Raw genomic sequence first — 22,139 nt, 5'->3', positions numbered from 1 at the left:
GGGGACGGCGACATACCGGCCACGGGCGGTGCTACGGCGAGATCCCGCCGCGGCACCGCCCGTGTCACGTGCGCGGCACGCCGACGCCCGGGGCGGCGGTAGTGGTTCAGCTCGGCTCGCCCCGGCCGTCCCGGTCGATCGCGGCCAGCGAACGGCGCACCTGATTGCGGTCCTCGGTGTACCACAGCGGCGGCATCGAGGCCCGGAAGAATCCGCCGTAGCGGGCGGTGGCCAGGCGCGGATCGAGCACCGCCACCACCCCCCGGTCGTCCATCGCCCGGATCAGCCGCCCGGCGCCCTGCGCCATCAACAGCGCGGCGTGCGTGGCGGAGACCGCCATGAAGCCGTTGCCGCCGTTCTCCTGCACCGACTGCGCCCGCGCGCTCATCAGCGGGTCGTCGGGGCGCGGGAACGGGATCCGGTCCATGATCACCAACTGGCAGGCCGGCCCCGGCACGTCCACGCCCTGCCACAACGACAGGGTGCCGAACAGGCAGGTACGCGGCTCGGCCGCGAAGCGACGCAACAACTCCGCCAGCGAGTCGTCGCCCTGGCACAGGATCGGCAGCTCCAGCCGCTCGCGCAGCGCCTCGGTGGCCGCCTCCGCGCCGCGCCGCGAGGAGAACAGGCCCAGCGCCCGCCCGCCGGCCGCCTCGATCAGCTCGGCCAGCTCGGCCAGGGTGTCCGCGCTCATCCCGTCCCGGCCGGGCGGCGGCAGGTGTCGGGCCACGTAGAGAATGCCCTGGCGCGGATAGTCGAACGGCGAGCCCACGTCCAACGCGCGCCACTGCGCGAGCGCCGCGTCGGTGTCCGGATCCGCCTCGTCGTCGGGCTCCTCGCCCGCGTCGCCCGCGTCCACGGTCACCGCCACCTCGGTGGGCACCGGTGCGGGCTCGTCGGTGAGCAGGCCCTCGGCGGTCAGCCCCAGGCTGCCGGCGACCCCGCGGAAGTCGCCGCCGAGCTTGAGCGTGGCCGAGGTGAGCACCACCGTGCGGTCGCCGAACAGCGCCTCGCGCAGCAGCCCGGCCATCGCGATCGGGGCCACCCGCAGCGACGCGCCGGTGCGCTCGCTGCGCTCCAGCCAGATCACGTCGTGCGGCGAGCCCTTGAGGATGCGCTCGCACGTGTCGTGGATGTTCTCGACGCCGGCCAGCGCCTGGCGGCGGGCCGCGTCCTCGTTGCTCAGCGACTTGTCCCGAACCTCGCCGAGCGAGGTGATCACCCCGCGGCTCGCGTCGCGCAGCGCGGACACCGTCCAGCCCAGGTCCGGATCCAGCTCGCGCAGCCGACCGGACTCGCGCCCCTCCATGGTCTTCTTGAACGCCTCCGACGCGGCGTCCAGATTGTCCACCGCGCTCTCGTTGGCCAGCTTGCCCGCACGGCGCGCGGCGCGGTCCACCGCGCTCAGGCTCAGCTCGGCGGTGGCCACCCCGGTGGCCCGGCTCGCGAACTCGTGCGCCTCGTCCACGATCAGCAATTCGTGCTCGGGCAACACCGGCGCGTCCTCCAACGCGTCGATCGCGAGCAGCGCGTGGTTGGTGATCACGATGTCGGCCTGCTTGGCCTGCTCGCGCGCGGCCTCGGCGAAGCAGTCGTCGCCGTACGGGCAGCGCGAGGCGCCCAGGCACTCGCGCGAGGACACCGACACCTGGGCCCAGGCCCGGTCGTTGACGCCCGGGCTCAGGTCGTCCCGGTCGCCGGTCTCGGTCTCGTCGGCCCAGTCCCGCAGCCGGACCACGTCCTGCCCCAGCTTGCTCGTGGGCGCCGGGTCGAAGAGCACCTCGCCCTCGTCCGGCGGCCCGTCGTGCAGCCGGTGCAGGCACAGGTAGTTGCCTCGGCCCTTGAGCGTGGCGAACGTCGGCGAGCGGCGCAGCAGCGGGCGCAGCGCCTCGACGGTGCGCGGCAGGTCGCGCTCCACCAGTTGCCGCTGCAGCGCCAGCGTCGCGGTGGCCACCACGACCTTGCGGCGCGCGGCCAGCGCCGGCACCAGATAGGCCAGGGATTTGCCGGTGCCGGTGCCCGCCTGGACCAGGAGGTGTTCGGCGCGGGCGACCGCGCCGGAGACGGCCTCGGCCATGGACACTTGTCCGGGCCGCTCCGCTCCGCCGACGGCGGCAACGGCGGCGTGCAGGAGTTCGGTCAACGCGGGACGGTCGGAGTCGCTCATCGGGCGACAAGCCTAGATGCTCCGTCCGACATCCTTGACCGCGCGGCCCGCTTCGCCCGGCTTCTCCCCGAGTGCTTTCTCCCACCCGGTCGCGCGGCCCGTGGATCGGTCCTCGATCAGCCGAGCTTGGCGAGCACCGCCTTGGCCAGGGCCTCCTGGCCGAGCGCGTTGGGGTGCACCGGGGCGGCGGGCGACTCCGGCTTGATCCCCTCGACCCACTTGGTGCCCACCGGACGGCACACGTCGTGGCCGGCCGAGCCGGTGTAGGTGTCCACGTATTCCGCGCCCTGCTTGGCCGCCTCCTTGCCGAGCATGTCGTTCAGCGCGGGCACCACCTTGCGCAGGTAGGGCAGGTCGCCCTCGGCGACCGGCACCTGGGCGGGGCAGCCGGGGCCGCTCTCCGGCAGGATCGTGGGGTAGCCGACGACCAGGATCCGGGCCTTGGGCGAGCGCTCCTTGATGCCGGCGATGGTGGCGGCGACCTTCGGCCCGGTCGCGGCGATGCGCTGGGCCAACTCGTCGCCGCCGCCCGCCGTGTACTTGTCGGTGCACGGTTGGGTGGAGGTGGTGCTGCGGCTTTGCAGCAGGCAGGTGGTGATGATCTCGGAGAAGCCGATGTCGTTGCCGCCGATGCCCAGGGTGACCAGCGCGGTGTCCGGGCGCAGCGCGTCGAACTGCGGCGGCGGCGAGCCCTTGGTCTGCTGGCCGGCGCTCATGTCCGGCGTGCGGGCACCGCCGCAGGTGGCGTCGACGAGGCCGGCGATGTTGTGCTGCTTGGCGACCAGGTGCGCGTAGTTGCTCTCCGAGCGGCTGCAGCCGGGCGGCGCGGTGGGCACGATCACCGGTATCTGCACGCCCGCCGCGTACGAGTCGCCGAGCGCGACGAAGGTGGCCCCGCTCGCCGCGGCCGGCAGTGCCTTGGGGTTCGCCGCGGCACCCTTGTCGCCGCCGGGGGCGGCGGGCGCGCTCGGCGCACCGCTCTTGCGGTCGGCGGAGGTGTCCGAGCCGTCGGAGTCGTCCGAGCACGCGGACAGCGCGACAAGCGCCGTCAGTGCGGCCAGTCCCGCGATCGCCCTGCGAGTTGTGCGCATGTGCGCTCCCCCCTCGTCGTCGCCTTCCGCCGTTACCCGCCGGTAGGTCATGGTGTCCGGCGAGACTAGGCGCTCCCGCACGTGGATTCCAGCACCGACGGCCCCGGATCGAATCGGGTCACTCGGGCGCCGGTGGGCACGTGGCGCCACCGCGATCCGCCGCCGCGGTCTCAGTCGAGCTTGATCGTCTCGCGGCGCTCCCCCGGCCGAGCGCGCCGCGACCCCGGCAGGTCCTCCAGCATGGTCAGGCACTCGCGGGCGGCGTCGATCTCGATGTCCTGGAAGGTCGCGGCGACCACGTCCACCCGTTCCCCGTCGGCCTCGATCACCACCCGCCCGTCCGGGCCGTAGACCCCGCTGCGTCCGCACGCCGGGCCCGGCCCGGTGTCGCCGATGTGGTTGGCGACCACCGTGTAGCAGGTGTTCTCCAGCGCTCGGGCGGCGAAGTACAGGTCGCGGCGATGCTCGCTGTCGCCGCGGGTGTACACCCCCGGGCACAGGTAGGCGTCGCAGCCGTCGTGCACGGCCGCGCGCACGTGTTCGGGAAAACTCACGTCGTAGGCGCTGCCCAGGCCCAGTCGCCAGCCGGCGATCTCGATGGTGCAGCCGTGGTCGCCCGGGCGGAACAGCTCGCGTTCCTCGTGCCACAGGTGTTGTCGGTCGTACGCCACGTGCGCGTCGCCGTCCCGGCCGACCACCACGAGCGAGATGGTCCGCGCGCCGCCGCGGCGCACCGCGGCGCCGACCACCGCGACCGTGCGCGTCGCGTAGCAGGCGGCCTGGAGTTCGCCGAGCCGGGTGTCGCCGGGCACGATGTCGCACGGTTTCACGTCCGGCCGGAACAGATCGAGGTCATACCCCGACAGGAACAGCTCCGGCAACACCACCACGTCGGCGCCGGCCGAGGATGCGAAGCGCACGAGTTGCGCGGCCGTGGCGACATTCGCGGGGATGTCGCCCGGCCGCGCCTGGGCCTGTGCGGCGGCGACCCTCAGCGGTTGCCTCGCGTTTTCGGCGACGTCGGTCACCCGCCGCATTCTGGCATCGTGATGGGGATCACACCATCGGCAAACCGGACAGGTTGTTCGCGACCCTGGCCGGGCTCGGCGTCCGGATCACCCGCACAACGCGTTGGGCACACTCCCGTGCGCGCTCACGTGCGGGCGGGTGGGGCGGTCCCGGTAGCCGTCCAGAAGCAGCCGATTGCGGTTCAGGCACAGTCGGTCGATCCGCGGCGTGAGCAGGTCGAACAGCGCGTACCGGTCCTGGAGTTCGGGGAACGCCCGCTGGTGGTCCAGGATCTCCTCGCGCACCAGCGCCCAGAAGCCCTGCTGCGGGATGCCCAGGTGTACCACCGCCAGATCGGCCAGATAGCGGTGGTGGCCCACCAGCAGCGCGGCGTGGATGAACTGGCACAGGTAGTCGGGCCGCTCCCGCAGCAACACCGCCGCGACCTCGGCGGGCAGGTCGGCGAGTTCGGGCAGCGGTTGGTCGCTGATGTTGACGTCGTCGACGAAGTCCTTGATCGCCAGCCGGACCGGGACGTCGTGCTCGTCGAAGACCACGATCGTGTTCTCGCCGTGTGGGGAGAACACCAGGCCGTAGCGGTACAGACAGTGCAACAGCGGCGGGAGCAGGGCGTGGAAGAGTCGGCGCAACCACACCCGGGGAGCCAGTCCCGAGCGTTCGACCAGTTCGACGACGAACGGCCGGCCGGCCGGATCCACGTGCAGCAGCGAGGCGAGGGTACGGGCGCGTTCGCCCGGATCCAGCCGCGGGGCCAGCGGTTCGCGCCAGATCGCGCCGAGCAGTTCGCGGTACTGGTAGGGCACGCCCGGCAGTTCCTCCAGCACCGGGTGGCGCACGGTCACCGACGCGGTCTCGCCCAGCATGATCACCCGGCACTCGTCGCGCAGGAACGGGTCCGCGTCGCGCAGACCGATCACCCAGTCGGTGACCGCGGGCGCGGCCAGCGTGCGCTCGCTGGGCAGGCCGCGCCACACCAGCGTGTTCAGCACCGACAGCGGGAGTTTGACGGTGCGCCGCGCGGGCCGGTCCAGGTTCACGAAGGTACGCACCGACTGCTGCGCGAGATGCCGGTCCTCGGCCTCGCCCAGCGGCAGAATGCGTCCGGCGGCGATCTCCGGCGCGAACAGCGTCGCGATCGTCTCGTCCCACTGCCACGGATGCACCGGCAACCACAGGAAGTCGTCCGGCTCCAGCCCGCGGGCGGCCGGCACCCGACAGAAGCCCTCGATGGTCGCCGGGTCCAATTCCTCGTCGTACAACCGTGCTTCGCTCAGGCCCGGCACCGCCCGATAGGCCGCCAGGTCCCGATGCACCGCGATCCACGGCAGCCGCAGCGCCCGCCGCGCCTCCGGCGCGTAGCGGCCCGCGTCGCTCGCCGAGAAACCGACCCGGCCCTTGTTCGGCACGATCCACGGATGGCCGGTTTGATGCCCCTCCAGCTCGGCGTAGCCCAGGTCGGCCAGCGTCGCCGCGTCCGCCGCGCCGCCCGCGATGGCCGCGTCGGCGGCCAGCGTCGCGGTCAATTCGCGCACCAGGTGGCCCGCGGTGTCGCCGCTGAGGCCGATCACGGTGTGTGCGTCCAGCAGGAACTGGAGCATGTCCTCGGCCGGGTCGGTGCCGCCCTCCCACTCGCGCACCACCGACGCGGGATCCACGTGCCACGCCTCGTAGGCGCCGCGCCGGGCCCGGAAGCGGTAGTGCACATCGCCCGCGACGTCCACGGTGTAGGTGTCGCCGTCGGCGAGCGGGGTCAGCAGTTCCTCGTAGGCGAACTCGGCGAGCGACTTGGCGATCATCTCCCGGTTGACCCGTCGCCACACGTTCGGGTCGTCGGCGGGCGCGCCGGGCCGCGCGCCGGGGACCCGGGAGGCGGGCTCAGGTTCGGCGTGTCGGGCGCCCTGGTGCGGCAGTTCGGCCTCGATGGGCTCCGCTGCCGGGTTCGACTGCGACATTGCGTACCTCTGCGGGGTCGGTCGCGCCCACTCGCTGCGGTCGACGCGCGGGCTCGGTGTCGCCCGCGGCCAGGCCGAACGTGGTGAACGCGGTACGGATCGGCAGTCGGTAGACCGCGTCGCCGCACACGGAGTTGAGAATGGTCGCGGCCCGGTGCGCGCCCAGGCCCAGATCGGGGGTGCCCACGCCGTGCGTGTGCAGCTCGGCGTTTTGCGTGTACAGCCCGCCGGTGACGTGCTCGGCGAGCACGACCCGGTGATCCACGTCGATCAGTGGCCGGCCGGCGTCGTCGCGCGCGATCAGGTCCCGCATCGGGTCCAACAGCGCGGGATGTCGCTGCGCGTACCCTGTGGCCAGCACCACCCGGTCGGTGCGCACGGTGAAGGCGCGGTCCTGTTCGCCGTGTCGGCAGCCCAGTTCCACACCCTCGCGGGTGATGCGCGCGGCGGTCACCGTGACGTCGGGCATCAGCGTCGCGCGCACCCGCCCGCCCGCGATGCCCCGCTCGTAGAGCTCGTCGTGGATGGCGGCGATGGTGTCCGCGCTGATCGCCTTGTAGAGCTGCCACTGCTCGGGCAACAGGCGGTCGCGGACCGGTTCGGGCAGCGCGTGGAAGTAGCGCGTGTAGTCGGGCGTGAAGTGCTCCAGGCCGAGTTTGGAGTATTCCATCGGGGCGAACGCGGGCGAGCGGGTCAGCCAGGTCAGCCGCCGGCTCGGGCCGGTGCGCCGGCGCAGCAGGTCCAGGAAGACCTCCGCGCCGGACTGCCCCGAGCCCAGCACCGTGACGTCGCGGGCGTCGGTCAGATCCGCGCGGTGGTCGAGGTAGCGGGCCGCGTGCAGGACGTTGTTGCCGAGCAGGCCCGCGAACGGCTCCGGCACCACCGGTTCGGTGCCGATGCCCAGCACCACGTGCCGGGCGTGCACGTGGTGCCGCTCGCCGGTCCGCACGTCGGCGAACTCGACCCGGTACAGGTCGCCCTCCCAGGACACCGACCCGACGTCGCTGCCGAACCGACAGGCCGGCAGCGCCTCGGCGACCCACCGGCAGTAGTGGTCGTACTCGCGTCGCGGCACATGCAGCCGCTCGGCGAAGTAGAACGGGAACAACCGGTCGTGCGCGCGCAGATAGGCCAGGAACGACCATGGATTGGTCGGGTCGACCAGGGTGACCAGGTCGGCCAGGAACGGCACCTGGAGGGTGGTGCCGTCCAGGAGCAGCCCCGGATGCCAACTGAAGGAGGGGGCCCGGTCCAGGAACAGCGTGCGCAGCGGCTCGACCCGGTCGGCCAGCGCGGCGAGCGCCAGGTTGAACGGCCCGATGCCCACCCCCACCAGGTCGTACACCACCGTCCCGGGGTCGGCCGCCCGGCGCGGCGCGGGCAGACGTTCGATCACCGCCGGGCACCCGAATCCCGGGCGGCGCGTCCGCGCATCATCAACGCGGCCCGCTTGTCCGGGAGTTCGACATCGCCCAGGCGGGCGAACCCGGCCCGGGCGAAGGCCGCCAGCGACGCCTCGTTGCGCACGTCGGGCTCGGCCACCACCCGCATCGTGTCGGGGGCCGCGCGCAACACCAGTTCGGTGACCGCGCGCAGCAGCAGCGAGCCGATCCCGCGCCCGCGCCACGCGGCCGGCCCGACCAGCAGGTGGATCCCCACGTCGTGCGGGCGGGCCGGGTAGTACCGGGCCAGGTCGTCCAGGTCGGCGCGATACAACTCCCAGTAGCTGATCGGTTCGTCGTCCAGGCAGCCCAGGTAGGCGTTGGTCTGCGTACGCACGGCCCGGGTCGCCAGGTGTCGGCGCACCACCTCCTCGTCCCCCGCCAGCTCCCACCAGCGGGCGATGTCGGGGTCGTTCATCCACGCGTGCAGCAGCGGCAGGTCGCGCTTGGTGTGGATCTCGTGCAGCGAGAACCGGCCCGCCGGGAGCAGGACCGCTCCCCAGCGCGCCGCCTCGGCGAGCGGGCCGGCCGGCCCCGCGCCCAGGGTCCCGGTGTTTCGGCGCGTGTTGGTCAGACGCACGGTCGGGGCCTCGGCGAGGTCGTGCCGCCGGGCTTCGGCGGGCGACGACAGGAATGACGGGCTCATACGGGGACGGGACCTCCTGGGACCGGGCTACGCGGGGGCGTCGGCGAGCGGGTTGCGGATGTGCACGTAGATCGACTGGGTCGCCACGGGACCGACGAGTTCGTCCAGACCGTGCAGTCGGGTCATCAGGTTGGCCTTGCAGCGCGGCCGGGGATCGGTGAGCAGCGAACGCGCCGCGCCGCAGGTGGGCGCGTGCGCCGCGAGCAGCGTGCGCAGCCGGGCCAGCAGCACCGACTCCTCGATCAGGCCCTGCGCGCCGAACGCGCCGATCAGGCCGAGCAGGTTGTTCACGCCCAGGTAGTAGGCCAGCCGCTCGTCGGCGATCTCGTCCGCGACGAGGGTGTCGCTGGCCACCCCGGCCGCGGGCAGCCGCCGGGCCAGGTCGGCGGCGCGCGAGGCGCGGAAGTAGTAGCCCTGGTTGTCCCGGTAACGTCCGCCCACGGGCCAGCCGTCCGCGTCCAGCAGGACCAGGGTGTTCTGGTGGTGCGCCTCCAGGGCCACGCCCGCGTGCCGGTCCAGCCACAACACCGGCTCGGCCACCACCGCCAGGTAGCGCTCGAACCACTCCTCGGCGACCGAGGCCAGGCTGCGCTCGCCGCGCTCGGCCAGCGCGTGCACGTATCGGGCCAGCCGCGAGGGGCCGATCCCGGGTCGCTCGGCCACCAGCGCGGCCACGCACGACACCCGCTGCCGGGGCCCGAACGGGTTCGCCCGCAGCACCAGTTCCAGGCCGGCGGCAGGACGGTCCTGGCGCGGGAACGGCTCCGGCGGCGCGACCGAGAGCCAGGCCGGGTCCCGGACGATGTCGAACTCGGGGTGCGCGAGACGCAGTTCGTGCTCCAGGCCGGAACGCAGCAGGCGGTGCACCTCGATCCCGCGCAGCAGTTCCTTGGGCAGGTTCTCCCGGCGCGAGTTGGTGATCCGCAGGCCCAACGAGAGCTTGAGCATCACCTGGGCGTCGGGTCGATAGACGGTGCGCACCGAGGAGGTGGGATGCCAGGGGGCGCCGGCGGGGCCCAGCGCGCGCAGCCGGCCCGACTCGAACAGCGCCCGCAGGTGCGCCCGCCCGGGCAGGTCCCGGGCCTGCCACGGATGGGCGGGCACCAGCACGGTTCCCTCCGGCGCGCGCAACTCGCCCGCGAACTCGGCCAGCACGTCGGCGGCCTCGCGCTCCAGCGCACTGTCCTGCGCGACCAGGTCGGCGTCCGCGGCGAACCAGTGCAGCGCGAAGGAGCCGCGCAACTCGGGCGACCACGCGGCGTCCTCGTCCGGATCGAGCCGGTCGCGGCTCTTGGGCGTGGGATGCATCGGGTGGCCCAGGACCAGCGATTGCTCGGTGGCCAGGAACGGCGTCGTCCCGGGCGGGTCCTCGGGGTGCGCCCGGCGATGGGCGATGTAGCGCTCGGTGTGGGTGACCGAGTCGGCGACCCGGATCGCGGTGTCCCCGCACGCCTCACCGGCCGCCGGGGTGCCGCTCGCGCTCGCCTCGTCGCCCAGCAGCAGCGCCAGCGTGACCGCGTTCAACGGCCCCTCGTCGACCAGATGCGGGGCGCCGAAGCGATGCCAGCCGGCCGGCGACCAATAGCGCACGGGCACGGTGATCGTGCGCCCGATCGCGGGCAACTCGATGCTCAGCATGCTCGACTGCGGCCTGGGCAGCGCCCGTTCGCGCACCCAGCAGCGGAGCAGGCACTCGACCGTGGCCCCGTCGGCGGCGCGCCGGGCCTGCGGCGCGTCGAGGTGGTCCGCTTCGGGATCCGTCCGCACGGCGGACGGGTCGGGACCCGCGATGGTCATCGCTGCTCCGTGTGGTGTCGATCGACCCGGTGGTCGATGCCCGTGGATGAGGTTGCTCTCGGGATATGGAGGTTTCGACCCGTATCGATTGTTTGTCGGTGTTGCTCGCAAACGTGCGAGGCGCGCGGAACGGATCGTTGTTGACGGAGCGTCAGCAGGGCGGCGCGCTCTCCGTGCGCCCCGCCTCGACCACTGCCTCCAGCAGGGCCGCCACATCCGCCGCGGTGGTGTTCGGGTTGAGCAGGGTGAGCTTGAGCCGGACCGAGCCCGGACCCTCGCCCAGTTCGGTCCGGCCCACCACCGCGCGCCCCTCGTGCAGCAGGCGACGGCGCAACGCGGCGTTGACCCGGTCCGTCTCGGCCGCGGCCACCGGGCCCGGCCCGTCGTGGCGCTCGGGGAGATAGCGGAACACCACCGAGGTGAGGACCGGCTCCGCGGCCAACTCCAGGCGCGGATGGGCGCGCACCGACCGCGCCGCGAACCGGGCCAGGTCGTGGCAGCGCTCCACCAACTCGCCCAACCCGGCCCGGCCCAGCGCCCGCAGGGTGACCGCGATCTTGAACACGTCCGCCCGCCGGGTGGTGCGCGGCGAGTTGCCCAACAGGCTGAAGTAGCCGGCCTGTTCGTCGTCGTCCGGATTCAGGTAGGCGGCCCGCTGCGCGAGCGGGGCCAGCAGTGCCGCGTCGCGGACCAGGAAGACCCCGGCGGCGACCGGCTGCCAGCCCAGCTTGTGCAGATCCAGGCCCACCGAATGGGCCCGGGACAATCCGGTCAACAGCGGCGCGAGCCGCTCCGAGAACAGCGCGCCGCCGCCGTAGGCCGCGTCCACATGCAGCCAAGCGCCCAACTCGCGGGCCACCGAGGCGATCGCCGGCAGCGGATCGATCGCCCCCAGGTCGGTGGTGCCCGCGGTGGCCACGATCGCCGCGATCCGGTCGTTGCCGGCCAGCACCCGGCGGCCGGCCGCGGCCAGCGCCGACGGGTCCATCCGATGATCGGCACCCGCCGGCACGGTGACCACGGCGTCCTCCCCCAGACCGAGCAGGCCCGCACAGCGGCGGATGGAAAAGTGCGCGGCCTGCGAACACAGGACCCGCCGCCGACCCACCCCAGGACCCACCGCGTCCCGCGCCAACAGCAGGCCCATCAGGTTGGATTCGGTGCCGCCGCTGGTGATGGTGCCGCCCGCCGCCTTCGGCGCGAAGCCGACCAGACCCGCGAGCGCGGCGACCACCTCCAGCTCCAGCGCACTCGCCGCCGGGGCCTGGTCCCACGAGTCGAGCGAGGGATTGAGCGCACCGGCGATCAGATCCGCGGCCACCGCGACGGCCAGCGGCGGGCAGTGCAGATGCCCCGCACAGAACGGATCGGCCGGATCCGCGGCCCCCCACGCCAGCAGCGCGGACAACTCGCCCAGCGCGGCGAACTCACCCACGCCGACCGCCGGCAGCGCACCCGGGCCCACCGCGCCCGACCCACGCGGAGCCGGTACCGCACCCACCGCGCCCGCGCCCAGCACCCGGGCCACCTCGGCCGCGACCGCGACCGGACCGCCCGCCGGCAGCGCGCCGCCCCGCGCGCCCGCGCCGTCCGCGAGCGCGGCCAGCGCGACCTCGACCAGCGTGCGCAGCGCGTCGGCGCCCGCGACCCCGCCCGCCAGCGCGGCCCCGACCGGATGCCCGACGGGCCGCGCGCCGCTCACGCCGACTCCGATCCGGCGGGCGAGGTCCGCTGCCCGGTCCGGGCCGCCTCGATCGCCTCCGCCAGCCGCTCCAACACCGCGTCCGCCTGCACGTCGGTCATCGTCAGCGGCGGCAGCAGCCGCACCACGCTGTCGTGCCGCCCGCCCAACTCGACGATCAGCCCCCGAGCCAGCGCCTCGCGGCGCACCGCGCGGGCCAACGCGGGCGCCGCGGGCCGGGCCCCGCACCCGTCGGCGGCGGCGTCCGGCACGACGATCTCCACGCCGAGCATCAACCCCCGCCCGCGCACGTCGCCGATCGCCGGCTGACCGGGCATCAGGTCGCGCAGCGCGCCCACGAGCCGAGCCCCCAACCGGGCCGCCCGCTCGTGCAGCCGGTGCTCGCGCACGAAGGCGATCGTCGCGGTGCCGGCCGCCATCGCGAGCTGGTTGCCGCGGAAGGTGCCCGCGTGCGCGCCGGGCCACCAGTGGTCCAGTTCGGCGCGATAGACCACCACCGCGAGCGGCAGGCTGCCGCCGATCGCCTTGGAGACGACCATCACGTCCGGCACCACCCCGGCGTGGTCCACGCCCCACATCGCACCGGTCCGACCCAGGCCGGTCTGTACCTCGTCGGCGATCAACGCGATGCCGCGCTCCGCGGTCAGCCGGCGCATCTCGCGCAGCCAGCCGTCCGGCGCCGGCAACACCCCGCCCTCGCCCTGCACGGGCTCCACGATCATCCCGGCCGGCGCCGGCACCCCGCCGTTCGGGTCCTCCAGGAGCGTGCGCGCGTAATGCGCGGCCACCCGCTCGCCCTCGGCGCCGCCGGTGCCGAACGGGCAGCGATAGTGCTGCGGGAACGGCAGCCGCACGGTGTCCCCGGTGCCCGCGCCCATCGCGTCGCGAATCGCGGTGTCGCCGCTGACCGCCAACGCGCCCGCGGTCATCCCGTGGTAGGCGCCGGTGAACGCGACCACCCCACGCCGTCCGGTCGCGGTCCGGACCAGCTTCAGCGCCGCCTCCACCGCGTCGGTGCCGGCCGGCCCGCAGAACTGGATCCGGCCGTTGCGCGCCAACTCCGGCGGCAGCGTGGCGAACAGTTCCTCGACGAAGCGGTCCTTGACCGGGGTGGCCAGATCGAGCACGTGCAGCGGCGCGCCGGTGTCCAACACGGCGCGGATCGCCGCGAGCACCACGGGGTGGTTGTGGCCGAGCGCGAGCGTGCCGGCGCCGGAGAGGCAGTCGAGGTAGCGCCGGCCGTCGGCCCCCTCGACGGTCATCCCCCGGGCCCGCACCGGCACGATCGGCAACGAGCGCGCGTAGGTGCGCGCCGACGACTCGCGGGCGGCCTGTCGACGCAGGATGCCCGGCCCGTCGGCGGGCGGCGGCCCGATGCGCTGATGACCGATTCGCCCGGCCTGCCCGGAAGTGGTGGCCGGCGAAGCGGTGTCCCCGGTCGCCGGACGCACGAACGCCGCGTCCGCCGAGGCGGGATCCGGCGGCGTGCCGGCCGGCGCGGACGTGCCCGCCGCGGCGGTATCGGCGGGCGGCGCGCCCGGCGCCGGGTCCTCGATGCCGGAGCGGTCGTCCGGCCTGGTCAGGGCGGCGGTCATGACTGCGGCACCTCCACGAGGGCGATCGGAATTTAGGTAAGGCTTACCTTGAAGGAATGACCGGGAGCAACATGCTCACCACAACGAGTGACAGCCTCCGGGTCGACTGCCCCCTGTCCCAGACAACGACCGAACCGCCGCCCGATCACGGGCGCGACGCCCTCCGATACTGTCGGGCGGTCATATACGGGGGGCGCACACGGGGAGGTAGGCGCTTGACGCGCGGCGTTCGCACGCTGTTCGTCACGCTGACGGTGGCGGTGTCGCTGCTGGTGACGGGCACCGTCATGGCGTTGACACTCAACGGAGTCAGCAACGACGACGGCAACGGCAGAGGGCCGGAGGCACTCGCGGATCCCGGCGATCCCGCGCACTGGACCCCGGAACGCATGAGCCGGGCCAAGCCCCGCGACCCCAGGGGTGAGGACGGCCCACCCGCCCCGACCGCGGCACCCGAGCAACCCGGCCCGCAGCCGCCCCGAGGACCCCTGCCGGACGTGCTCGCCGAGGCCAAACCGCCACCCGTCCAAGCCCGTCAGGTGGCCCGCCCCTACACCGGCACGGCCGGCACCGTCGCCGCCGGCAAACTCTTCTTCGAAGCCCCCGACGGCCCATCCGTCTGCTCCGGCACCGTGGTCGCCGACCCCAAACGCCCCGGCCGCAGCAACCTGGTCTGGACCGCCGGCCACTGCGTACACGCCGGCCGCGGCGGCACCTGGTTCAACAGCCTGCAATTCGTACCCGCGTTCAACAGCAGCGGCCAGGCCACCCTGGCCAACCTCGGCAACCCGGGCCCGGTCGCACCGTTCGGCCAGTGGTGGGCGACCTCGGTGTCCACCTCCGATCAATGGCGCGCCGGCGGCACCGGCTCCACGTCACCCGCCACCGCCTACGACTACGCGGTCGTCGAGGTCAAGAATCCCGACCGCAGCGCGCGCAGCCTGGAGGAGGTCGTCGGCCGTGCCCTGCCGGTGTGGTTCGACGCCCCACGCGACCTGACCGACGCCGGCGCGTACGGCTACCCGCAGGACGCCCCCTTCGACGGACTGACCATGTTCGCCTGCACCCAGGACCCGCGCCGGATGACCGTCGACCCGAACAGCCCGCCCCTGCTCCGGATCGGCTGCACCATGACCGCCGGCGCCAGCGGCGGCGGCTGGTACGCCACCGCCCCCGACGGCACCCTGCGGCTGATCGGCAACAGCGCGCTCAGCGGCGCCGGCCACACCTGGATCGCCGGCCCCTACCTGGACCAGGACGCCCGCCGCATGCTGGACAACCTCAAACGCAAACGCTGAGCACGCCCGGCACAGCCGCCTTCGGACACGACAAAGGCCCGGGTCGCACACAAACATCGTGCGCGACCCGGGCCCGACCGGCCGACGGTCAGCGGTTGGCGACCACGAACCGCTCCAACTCGGCGGCGAGTTGCCGACCCACCCGAGCGTGCAGCCAGGTGCCCGCCTCGCGATGCTCGGTGGCCATCAGCTCGCCGGTCGCATGCACCTTCGCCACCAGGTCGCCGCGCTCGTACGGCACGACCACCTCGATCTCGACATCCGGGCGCGGCAGTTCCTCGTCGATCAAAGCGAGCAGCTCGTCCATGCCCTGCCCGGTACGGGCCGACACCACGATCGCGTGCTTCTCCCGACGCAACAGCCGCGCGAGCACCTCCGGATCGGCCGCGTCCGCCTTGTTCACCACCACGATCTCGCGCACCTTGTGCGCCTCGACCTCGGTGAACACCTCGCGCACGGCCGCCAGTTGCGCCTCCGGCGTGGGATCGGAGCCGTCCACCACATGCAGGATCAGGTCCGCGTCGGCGACCTCTTCCAGGGTGGAGCGGAACGCCTCGACCAGTTGGTGCGGCAGGTGTCGCACGAAACCGACCGTGTCGGCGAGCGTGTACCCACGACCGCTGGGCGTCTCGGCCCGGCGCACCGTCGGATCCAGCGTCGCGAACAACGCGTTCTCCACCAGCACACCAGCACCGGTCAACCGGTTCAGCAGCGAGGACTTGCCCGCGTTGGTGTAGCCCGCGATGGCCACCGACGGGATGGCGTTGCGACGCCGCTCCTGCCGCTTGGTGTCCCGGGCCTTCTTCATGTCCGCGATCTCGCGGCGCATCTTGGCCATCTTCTCCCGGATGCGCCGACGATCGGTCTCGATCTTCGTCTCACCGGGACCACGCGTGGCCATCCCGCCACCGCCGCCGCCACCCATCTGGCGCGACAGCGAGGCGCCCCAGCCACGCAGGCGCGGCAGCATGTACTGCATCTGCGCCAACGAGACCTGCGCCTTGCCCTCTCGGGACTTGGCGTGCTGGGCGAAGATGTCCAGGATCAACGCCGTGCGGTCCACGACCTTGACCTTGACCACGTCTTCGAGCTGAATGAGCTGACCCGGGGTCAACTCACCGTCGCAGACCACGGTGTCCGCGCCCGTGGCGATCACCACGTCGCGCAGTTCCTTGGCCTTTCCGGACCCGATGTAGGTCGCCGGGTCCGGCTTGTCCCGGCGCTGGATCAGCCCGTCCAGCACCTCCGAGCCCGCGGTCTCCGCGAGCGCGGCGAGTTCCTTGAGTGAATATTCCGCGTCCGCGGCGGTGCCGTCGGTCCAGACCCCGACCAACACGACCCGTTCCAGGCGAAGCTGTCGGTATTCGACCTCGGTGACGTCGGTCAGCTCCGTGGAGAGACCGGCGATCCGGCGCAACGCCCCGCGGTCCTCGCGGTCGAACTGATCGCCGTCGTAGTCGAACGGACGAACCCCGACGTCATCGCCCGATCCGAATCCGTCGAAGGCCGCTCCGTCGTCGAAGCCGTCGGCGTCGTCGAGATGAGTCGAGTCCGTGTCGTCGTGTCCGGCGCGGTGTGAGCGAGAAGTCATATCGTCCTGTTCAACGTAGTCGGCGGGCCGCTCCATTCCCCGGGGCGGCCGTCATGATGGTCCCACGACGGCCCGCACGGGGGCATCCGGGTTTTCGGCCGGTTCGTCCACCGGCTCACCCCGAACGCGTCGGCGGCTCGACCACGACCGCGCCGAACCTCTACCTCACGAGGTCAGCAGCCGCGCCTGCCCCGCGTCGGTGTGCACCTTGATCTTGTGCTGCGACTGGTCGTTGCGGGAGACCTTGACGTCGGTGTCGCCGATCGTGGTGGACACGTCCGCCGCGTACTGCTGCCCGCCCGGCACCCGCACCGTCGCCCGGCCCGCGTTGGTCTTGGCGTCCACGTCGTTCGGCGCCTTGGTGAAGGTCAGGTCGATCGACCCGGCGCCGGTCTGCGCGGTCACCTTGTCCGAGGTGACCCCCTCGCCGTCGATCTTGCCCGCGCTGGTGTGCAGGTTGAGCGTGCCGGTCACATCGCGCAGGGTCACGTTGCCCGCGTCGGTGCGGATGTCGAGCGCGGCGCCACTGCGCGGAATGGTCACCTCGTACGCCACGAAGCAGGCCTTCTTGCTCGCGCAGTCGTAGTCGAGCACCAGTTGCCCGTTGCCGTCCACGTTGTGCGTGGTCGTCGGCGCGGTCTTGTCGTAGTGCTGTTTCTCGGTCACCTTGACCGTCTTGACGTCCGCCTCCGTCACCTTGACGTTGCCCGCGTTGCTGTCCACCTTGATCGAGCGCACGCTCTGCGACACGTCGTAGGACGTGGTCTTCTTCTCCGCCTCGTGTCCGTCGGTGTCCACGTTGAATTCACACGCGGTGAGCGCCAACGGGAGCGCGACCAGCGGGACCAGCAGAGCCAATCGACGGTTGCGGGCAGACATGGTTTCTCCTTGGGTCGGGGCGGGGCCCGCCGCCCGAACGCGCGACCACTTCCCCGCTTTCCTGATACCCAGGCTAGGAAGGACCGCCCCCGCCCCGCGTCGGTCCGGCGTCGGGTAAGCCGAGTCCTTCCCTGGCAGGAGAGACCCCCGAGGCGGTCCACCTCCAGGCAGGACACGTCTCGGGGTTCTCCCGGACCCCGGTACCGGGACCGACCGGCCGCGTCAGTGCGCCAATCGGGCACCCAGAGCCGGCTCCAACGCGGCGAAATCGGCCGCCTCGGCCTCGCTCAGGACCGCGTAACCGGCCGCCACGAGCTCGTCGGTGAGCTCCTCCGCGGCCCGATACCGCTCCGCCGATTCGGCTGTGACCTCGGGAAACGGCTTCCGGTGCCCGTAGAACTCCAGGTACGGACTGCCCTCGGCCACCTGCGCCTCCAGCGCGGTGAGGCGGTGTGCGGCCAGCGCCACGATGTGCAGGCCACCCCGGTGCTCACGCAGCGTCTGCAGGTTCTGCGCGAGCCGGGCGGGGGCGTCATCCGCAAGAGGTACATCGCGCCAGGCCGAGTACAGCGGAGCCAGGCCGGCCAGGTCGTTCGCGCGCACGATCGAGGTGGTGATCTCGGCGAGTCGCTCCACCTCGGGCAGGTCCGCGAGGTGGGTGCGGCCCCACTCCCGGGCGCAGTCCGCGTACAACTCGCCCACCCGCGCGGGCGGCGCGAGCTTGCGGCCCGCCTCCCACAGCGCCAGCAGGGCCTCGGCGGTGAAGTGGTGGAACGCGCGGACCACCGCGTCGTCGTCCACGTCACCCAGCACCCCGCCGCGACCGGCGACGTACAGGGTCACGCCGTCCAGGCCCAGTTCCGCACCCCGCTCCAGCGTGTGCGGCGCGAAGAAGAAGGCCCCCGCCGCCTGCACCGTCTTCTTCACCGCGCGGGTGGTCTCACGTGCCGTGTCCATGCTGCTCATGCTGGTGTCTCCCCAAGACAGCCTTGCTTGACCGGATCATGCAAGACCTATCACGGAGCATCGGACGTGCACAGGGCTCCGCGGCACCCTCGTCCCGCGCGGCGACGTCGCGGATCGTGCCTCACAGGCGGTCGAGATCCACCCGTCCCTCGGCGACGATCACGGCCGGGCCGGTCATCTCGATGTGGCCGTCCACCCGCTCGGTGATCAGCAGCCGACCACCGGGGAGATCCACCGTGTAGGTGACCGGTTCGCCGGACACGGCCGGCTCCGCGCCGTCGGCCCGCGCCGCGGCGACCATCACCGCACACGCCCCGGTGCCGCACGACCGGGTCTCCCCGGAGCCGCGCTCGTGCACCCGCATCGCCACGTGCCCCGGCGCCCGGCGCACCACGAACTCGACGTTGACCCCGTCCGGATACGCCCCCTGGGGAGAGACCGTCGGCGCCGTGTACAAGTGCCCCGCCTGGGCCAGGTCCTCGACGAAGACCACGGCGTGCGGGTTGCCCATGTCGACGTTGGTCGCGGGCCGCACCCGCCCCTCGACGTCGACCCCGATCCCGGTGGAATCGGGCAGTCGGGGCACGCCCATGTCCACCGTGACCGGGCCCTCGATCGGCACGGTGACCGTCTTGATCCCACCGCGCGTGGCCACCCGCAGTTCGCCCGCCTCGGCCAGACCCTGCTCGACCAGATGCCGGGCGAACACCCGCACGCCGTTGCCGCACATCTCGGCGATCGACCCGTCGGAGTTGCGGTAGTCCATGAACCACTCGGCCTCGCCGGCCATGCGCTCGGCGGCCGGATCCTTGGCCGAGCGCACCACCCGCAACAGCCCGTCGCCGCCGATGCCCGCGCGCCGATCGCACAGCGCGGCGACCTGCTCGGTGGTCGGGACGAACTCGCCGTCCGCGTCCGGCACGATCACGAAGTCGTTCTCGGTGCCGTGGCCCTTGAAGAAGTGCAGAGTGCTCACCCGCACAATCCTAGGGCGTGGCCGAGCACGGCCCCGATGGCTTTCGTACCGGGGCCGCGCTCGGTGGTCGTGGGCCGTCCGGCCCGTTATCAGCCGGGACGAACCACTCCCGCCGCGCCGCCGCCTCGGCGGGTGGGCTCCGCGACAGCCTGGACCCGGCCTCCCGGGAGGAACTCCAGCGCGGCGGCGGCGCCGATCTCCGGATTCGCCTTGAGCACGTGCCCGCGTTGTTCCAGGGCCGCGCGCAGCGGCGCGGGCACGCCGGGCTCGACCTCGGTAGCCGCGCCGTTGCGTTGGGACAACCTCGGTGCGGCGACCGCCTGCGGCAACGACAGGCCCCGGTCCAGCCGCCCGGTCAGCACCTGGAGCACGGTGGTGATGATGGTCGCGCCGCCGGGCGAGCCGACCGCGATGAACGGACGGCCGTCGCGGAGCACGATGGTCGGCGACATGCTGCTGCGCGGGCGCTTGCCCGGCGCGGGCAGGTTCGGGTCGAACACACCGGGGGTGAGCGGCGCGAAGTTGAAGTCGGTCAGCTCGTTGTTGAGCAGGAAACCGCGCCCGGGCACGGTGATCGCGCTGCCGCCGGTCTGCTCGATGGTCAGCGTGTACGACACCACGTTGCCCCAGCGGTCGGCGGTGACCAGGTGCGTCGTGGACAACCCCTCGACCGGCTCGCTCGCCTCCGGCGTGCCGGTGGGTCGGCAACCCCGGTCGTACGGCGGCCTGGGATCACCCGGCGGAACCGGACTCACCGCGGCGTGTTCGGGGTCGATCAGGCACGCGCGCTCCCTCGCGTAGCCGTCCGCGAGCAGGCCCCGAAGCGGCACGTCCACCGCGGCGGGGTCGCCGACGTAGCGGTTGCGGTCGGCGAACGCGAGGCGGGACGCCTCCAGGTAGTGGTGCGTCGCGGCCACCTCGTCCTGCCGACGCGGATCGGTGGTCTCCAGGATGTTGAGCGCCTCGCCCACCGTGGACCCGCCGGACGAGGACGGCGCCATGCCGTAGACGTCCAGGCCGCGGAAGTCGACATGCGTGGGGCGCTGTTCCAGGACCCGATAGCGGGCCAGGTCGCCGGTGTCGATCAGACCCGGCCGAAAGACCCGGTCGGCGCCCGGCGCCACCGGCGGTTGTTGCGCGGTCCGCACCACCTCGCGGCCGAGCCCGCCCCGGTAGAACCAGTCCACGCCGTTGCGGCCCAACTGCTCGTAGGTGCGGGCCAGATCCGGATTGCGGAACACGCTGCCCACCACCGGCGGCGCGCCGCCCGGCAGGAACAGGCGCGCGGTCGGGGTGATGTCGTCGAACCGGGTCGCGTTCGCCGCGGTCTGGTCGTGGAAGGTCGAGTCGACCACGAACCCGCGCTCGGCCAACGCCCGCGCGGGCTCCAGCGCCGCGCGCAGGTTGGTGGTGCCCCACCTGCGCAGGGCGGTGTCCCAGGTCTGCGGGGTGCCGGGAACGCCCACCGAGAGCCCCGAGTTGACCCCCTGGTCGAACGGGATCGGCAACCCGGTGGCCGGATCCAGGAAGGCGTCCTTGTCCATCCGGGCGGGCGCCGTCTCCCGGCCGTCCAGGGTGCGCACCGTGCGACTGCGCGCGTCGTAGTAGACGAAGTAGCCGCCGCCGCCGATCCCGGACGAGTACGGCTCGGTGACCCCCAGGGCGGCGGCCGTGGCCACCGCGGCGTCCACCGCGTTGCCGCCTCGACGCAGCACGTCCAGTCCGATCCGGGTGGCGTCGGGGTCGACGCTGGAGACCGCGCCGCCCCGGCCGGTGGCCACCGGCTGCTTGGTCGGCGGGCCGGCCGACTCGCCGGGATGCGCGGACGCCACTCCCGGAATGGTCAATGCGAGCCCCAGCGCCGTACCCAGCGCCATGGCGCGACGAACAGAGCGGATCACGACCGCCTCCCCCGAGAGGTGTGTTCGGGTATGTCACGGACCTCCCACCGTGCCACGCACACCCCACCCGCAACACCCCTATCCGGGTCTGATCACCCGTTCGAGCGCGGCGTCCAGGAGATCGTCCCGGGAGTGCTCCAACCACTGGATCCGCGGGTCCCGGCGGAACCAGGTGTCCTGCCTGCGGGCGAACCGACGGGTGGTGCGCACGGTGTCCTCGCGGGCCTGTTCGTCGGAGCACTCGCCCGCGAGCATCCGCAGCACCTGCGCGTAGCCCAGCGCGCGCGAGGCGGTCCGGCCCTCGCGCAGCCCGACCCCGACCAGTTCGCGCACCTCCTCGACCAGCCCCGCCGCCCACATCCGGTCCACCCGCGCGGTGATCCGCTCGTCCAGTACCGGGCGTGGCACGTCGACCCCGATCTGCACGCTGTCGTAGAGCGAGCGGTGGGTGGGCAGCGTGGCGGTGAACGGGCGCCCGGTGAGCTCGATGACCTCCAGCGCGCGCACGATCCGGCGGGCGTTGCCCGGCAGGATCGCCGCGGCGGCGGGCGGATCGGCCGCGGCCAGCCGCGCGTGCAGCGGCCCGGGCCCCACCCGTTCGGCCTCGGCCTCCAGGCGGGCCCGGATCTCGGGGTCGGTGCCGGGGAACTCCAGGTCGTCCAGCACCGCGCGCACGTACAGCCCCGAACCCCCGACCAGCACGGGCGTGCGGCCGCGGGCCAACAGGTCGTCCACCACCGCCCGGGCGTCGCGCTGATACTCGGCCACGCTGGCGGAGCTGGTCACCTCCCACACGTCGAGCAGGTGGTGCGGGACGCCGGCGCGCTCGGCGACGGTCAGTTTGGCGGTGCCGATGTCCATGCCCTTGTAGAGCTGCATGGAGTCGGTGTTGATCACCTCCCCGTCCAGCGCGCGGGCCAAGGCGACCCCCAGATCGGACTTTCCGGCCGCAGTGGGGCCGACGACGGCTATGACACGGGGACTCACCCCCCAAGTCTGCCGGATCTCCGCACCCGCTCGTGCCGTCCCTCGTTGCGGTACGGCCGGGCGCGAGGTCGTGACCGGCTCCGCGCGCTCTCGTTGATCTCCGGCGACCCATGTACTCCG

Annotated in this window: 16 protein-coding genes; 1 reads left to right on the top strand and 15 read right to left on the bottom strand. The window is 73.0% G+C overall.

The annotated features are described in order from the left end of the window. Nucleotides 1-106 precede the first annotated feature (106 nt). The 9 genes from ABZ374_RS20075 to ABZ374_RS20035 form a co-directional block, all read right to left on the bottom strand. Nucleotides 107-2,167 (bottom strand): ATP-dependent DNA helicase, encoded by a 2,061-nt coding sequence (locus tag ABZ374_RS20075; RefSeq protein ID WP_360312810.1) that lies wholly within the window; start codon nt 2,165-2,167, stop codon nt 107-109. A 116-nt stretch (nt 2,168-2,283) separates the two neighbouring features. Continuing rightward, nucleotides 2,284-3,258, bottom strand: a complete 975-nt coding sequence (locus ABZ374_RS20070) for an SGNH/GDSL hydrolase family protein (protein ID WP_360312808.1) — start codon at nt 3,256-3,258, stop codon at nt 2,284-2,286. 170 nt (nt 3,259-3,428) lie between these two features. Next, nucleotides 3,429-4,286 (bottom strand): carbon-nitrogen hydrolase family protein, encoded by an 858-nt coding sequence (locus ABZ374_RS20065; RefSeq protein ID WP_360312806.1) that lies wholly within the window; start codon nt 4,284-4,286, stop codon nt 3,429-3,431. Between the two features lie 87 nt (nt 4,287-4,373). Further along, a complete protein-coding gene (locus tag ABZ374_RS20060; RefSeq protein WP_360312958.1) occupies nt 4,374-6,083 on the bottom strand; it encodes an IucA/IucC family siderophore biosynthesis protein in 1,710 nt (569 codons plus the stop codon). A gap of 79 nt (nt 6,084-6,162) precedes the next feature. Then, entirely contained in the window at nt 6,163-7,635 is a 1,473-nt protein-coding gene (locus ABZ374_RS20055; RefSeq protein WP_360312804.1) for a lysine N(6)-hydroxylase/L-ornithine N(5)-oxygenase family protein, read from the bottom strand. Next, complete coding sequence (locus ABZ374_RS20050) at nt 7,632-8,327, bottom strand: GNAT family N-acetyltransferase (protein WP_360312802.1); 696 nt, start codon at nt 8,325-8,327, stop codon at nt 7,632-7,634. The genes ABZ374_RS20055 and ABZ374_RS20050 overlap by 4 nt, the downstream gene beginning before the upstream one ends. Before the next feature lie 27 nt (nt 8,328-8,354). Further along, complete coding sequence (locus tag ABZ374_RS20045; protein WP_360312800.1) at nt 8,355-10,124, bottom strand: IucA/IucC family protein; 1,770 nt, start codon at nt 10,122-10,124, stop codon at nt 8,355-8,357. Between the two features lie 151 nt (nt 10,125-10,275). After that, nucleotides 10,276-11,826: an aspartate aminotransferase family protein gene (locus ABZ374_RS20040; protein ID WP_360312799.1), complete on the bottom strand. Its 1,551-nt coding sequence runs from the start codon at nt 11,824-11,826 to the stop codon at nt 10,276-10,278. Next, complete coding sequence (locus tag ABZ374_RS20035) at nt 11,823-13,421, bottom strand: diaminobutyrate--2-oxoglutarate transaminase (protein WP_360312797.1); 1,599 nt, start codon at nt 13,419-13,421, stop codon at nt 11,823-11,825. Before ABZ374_RS20035 ends, ABZ374_RS20040 begins: the two co-directional genes overlap by 4 nt. A 215-nt stretch (nt 13,422-13,636) precedes the next feature. Between ABZ374_RS20035 and ABZ374_RS20030 the strand changes: the two genes are divergently transcribed. Then, nucleotides 13,637-14,719 carry a hypothetical protein gene (locus ABZ374_RS20030; RefSeq protein ID WP_360312795.1) on the top strand — a complete coding sequence of 361 codons (1,083 nt, stop codon included), beginning with the start codon at nt 13,637-13,639 and terminating at the stop codon, nt 14,717-14,719. 88 nt (nt 14,720-14,807) lie between these two features. On the opposite strand, the gene hflX is transcribed toward ABZ374_RS20030, so the two are convergent. The 6 genes from hflX to miaA all read right to left on the bottom strand — a co-directional run bounded on the left by hflX (nt 14,808) and on the right by miaA (nt 22,019). Continuing rightward, nucleotides 14,808-16,310, bottom strand: coding sequence for a GTPase HflX (gene hflX / locus ABZ374_RS20025; protein ID WP_360312793.1), 1,503 nt, complete (start codon nt 16,308-16,310; stop codon nt 14,808-14,810). A gap of 165 nt (nt 16,311-16,475) precedes the next feature. Beyond that, the gene (locus ABZ374_RS20020; protein WP_360312791.1) at nt 16,476-17,189 is read right to left on the bottom strand and encodes a DUF4097 family beta strand repeat-containing protein; all 714 of its coding nucleotides are present in this window, start codon (nt 17,187-17,189) and stop codon (nt 16,476-16,478) included. A 222-nt stretch (nt 17,190-17,411) separates the two neighbouring features. Beyond that, entirely contained in the window at nt 17,412-18,146 is a 735-nt protein-coding gene (locus ABZ374_RS20015) for a hypothetical protein (RefSeq protein WP_360312789.1), read from the bottom strand. A 130-nt stretch (nt 18,147-18,276) separates the two neighbouring features. Beyond that, nucleotides 18,277-19,131, bottom strand: a complete 855-nt coding sequence (gene dapF / locus ABZ374_RS20010; RefSeq protein ID WP_360312787.1) for a diaminopimelate epimerase — start codon at nt 19,129-19,131, stop codon at nt 18,277-18,279. An 89-nt stretch (nt 19,132-19,220) separates the two neighbouring features. Continuing rightward, entirely contained in the window at nt 19,221-21,008 is a 1,788-nt protein-coding gene (gene ggt / locus ABZ374_RS20005) for a gamma-glutamyltransferase (RefSeq protein ID WP_360312956.1), read from the bottom strand. 102 nt (nt 21,009-21,110) lie between these two features. After that, nucleotides 21,111-22,019, bottom strand: a complete 909-nt coding sequence (gene miaA / locus ABZ374_RS20000; RefSeq protein WP_360312785.1) for a tRNA (adenosine(37)-N6)-dimethylallyltransferase MiaA — start codon at nt 22,017-22,019, stop codon at nt 21,111-21,113. Nucleotides 22,020-22,139: the final 120 nt, after the last annotated feature.

Source organism: Embleya sp. NPDC005971, assembly GCF_040629175.1.
GTDB lineage: Bacteria > Actinomycetota > Actinomycetes > Streptomycetales > Streptomycetaceae > Embleya.
The sequence above is the reverse complement of the archived record's forward strand: the minus strand, read 5'-3'. Positions and strand labels throughout refer to the sequence as shown.

What these genes read in the sequence shown, in the direction of transcription:
- ABZ374_RS20050 (WP_360312802.1), bottom strand. Translation starts at nt 8,327, where the DNA reads ATGAGCCCGTCATTCCTGTCGTCGCCCGCCGAAGCCCGGCGGCACGAC.
- ABZ374_RS20075 (WP_360312810.1), bottom strand. Translation starts at nt 2,167, where the DNA reads ATGAGCGACTCCGACCGTCCCGCGTTGACCGAACTCCTGCACGCCGCC.
- ABZ374_RS20045 (WP_360312800.1), bottom strand. Translation starts at nt 10,124, where the DNA reads ATGACCATCGCGGGTCCCGACCCGTCCGCCGTGCGGACGGATCCCGAA.
- ABZ374_RS20070 (WP_360312808.1), bottom strand. Translation starts at nt 3,258, where the DNA reads ATGCGCACAACTCGCAGGGCGATCGCGGGACTGGCCGCACTGACGGCG.
- hflX (WP_360312793.1), bottom strand. Translation starts at nt 16,310, where the DNA reads ATGACTTCTCGCTCACACCGCGCCGGACACGACGACACGGACTCGACT.
- ABZ374_RS20015 (WP_360312789.1), bottom strand. Translation starts at nt 18,146, where the DNA reads ATGGACACGGCACGTGAGACCACCCGCGCGGTGAAGAAGACGGTGCAG.
- ABZ374_RS20060 (WP_360312958.1), bottom strand. Translation starts at nt 6,083, where the DNA reads ATGATCGCCAAGTCGCTCGCCGAGTTCGCCTACGAGGAACTGCTGACC.
- ggt (WP_360312956.1), bottom strand. Translation starts at nt 21,008, where the DNA reads ATGGCGCTGGGTACGGCGCTGGGGCTCGCATTGACCATTCCGGGAGTG.
- ABZ374_RS20035 (WP_360312797.1), bottom strand. Translation starts at nt 13,421, where the DNA reads ATGACCGCCGCCCTGACCAGGCCGGACGACCGCTCCGGCATCGAGGAC.
- ABZ374_RS20020 (WP_360312791.1), bottom strand. Translation starts at nt 17,189, where the DNA reads ATGTCTGCCCGCAACCGTCGATTGGCTCTGCTGGTCCCGCTGGTCGCG.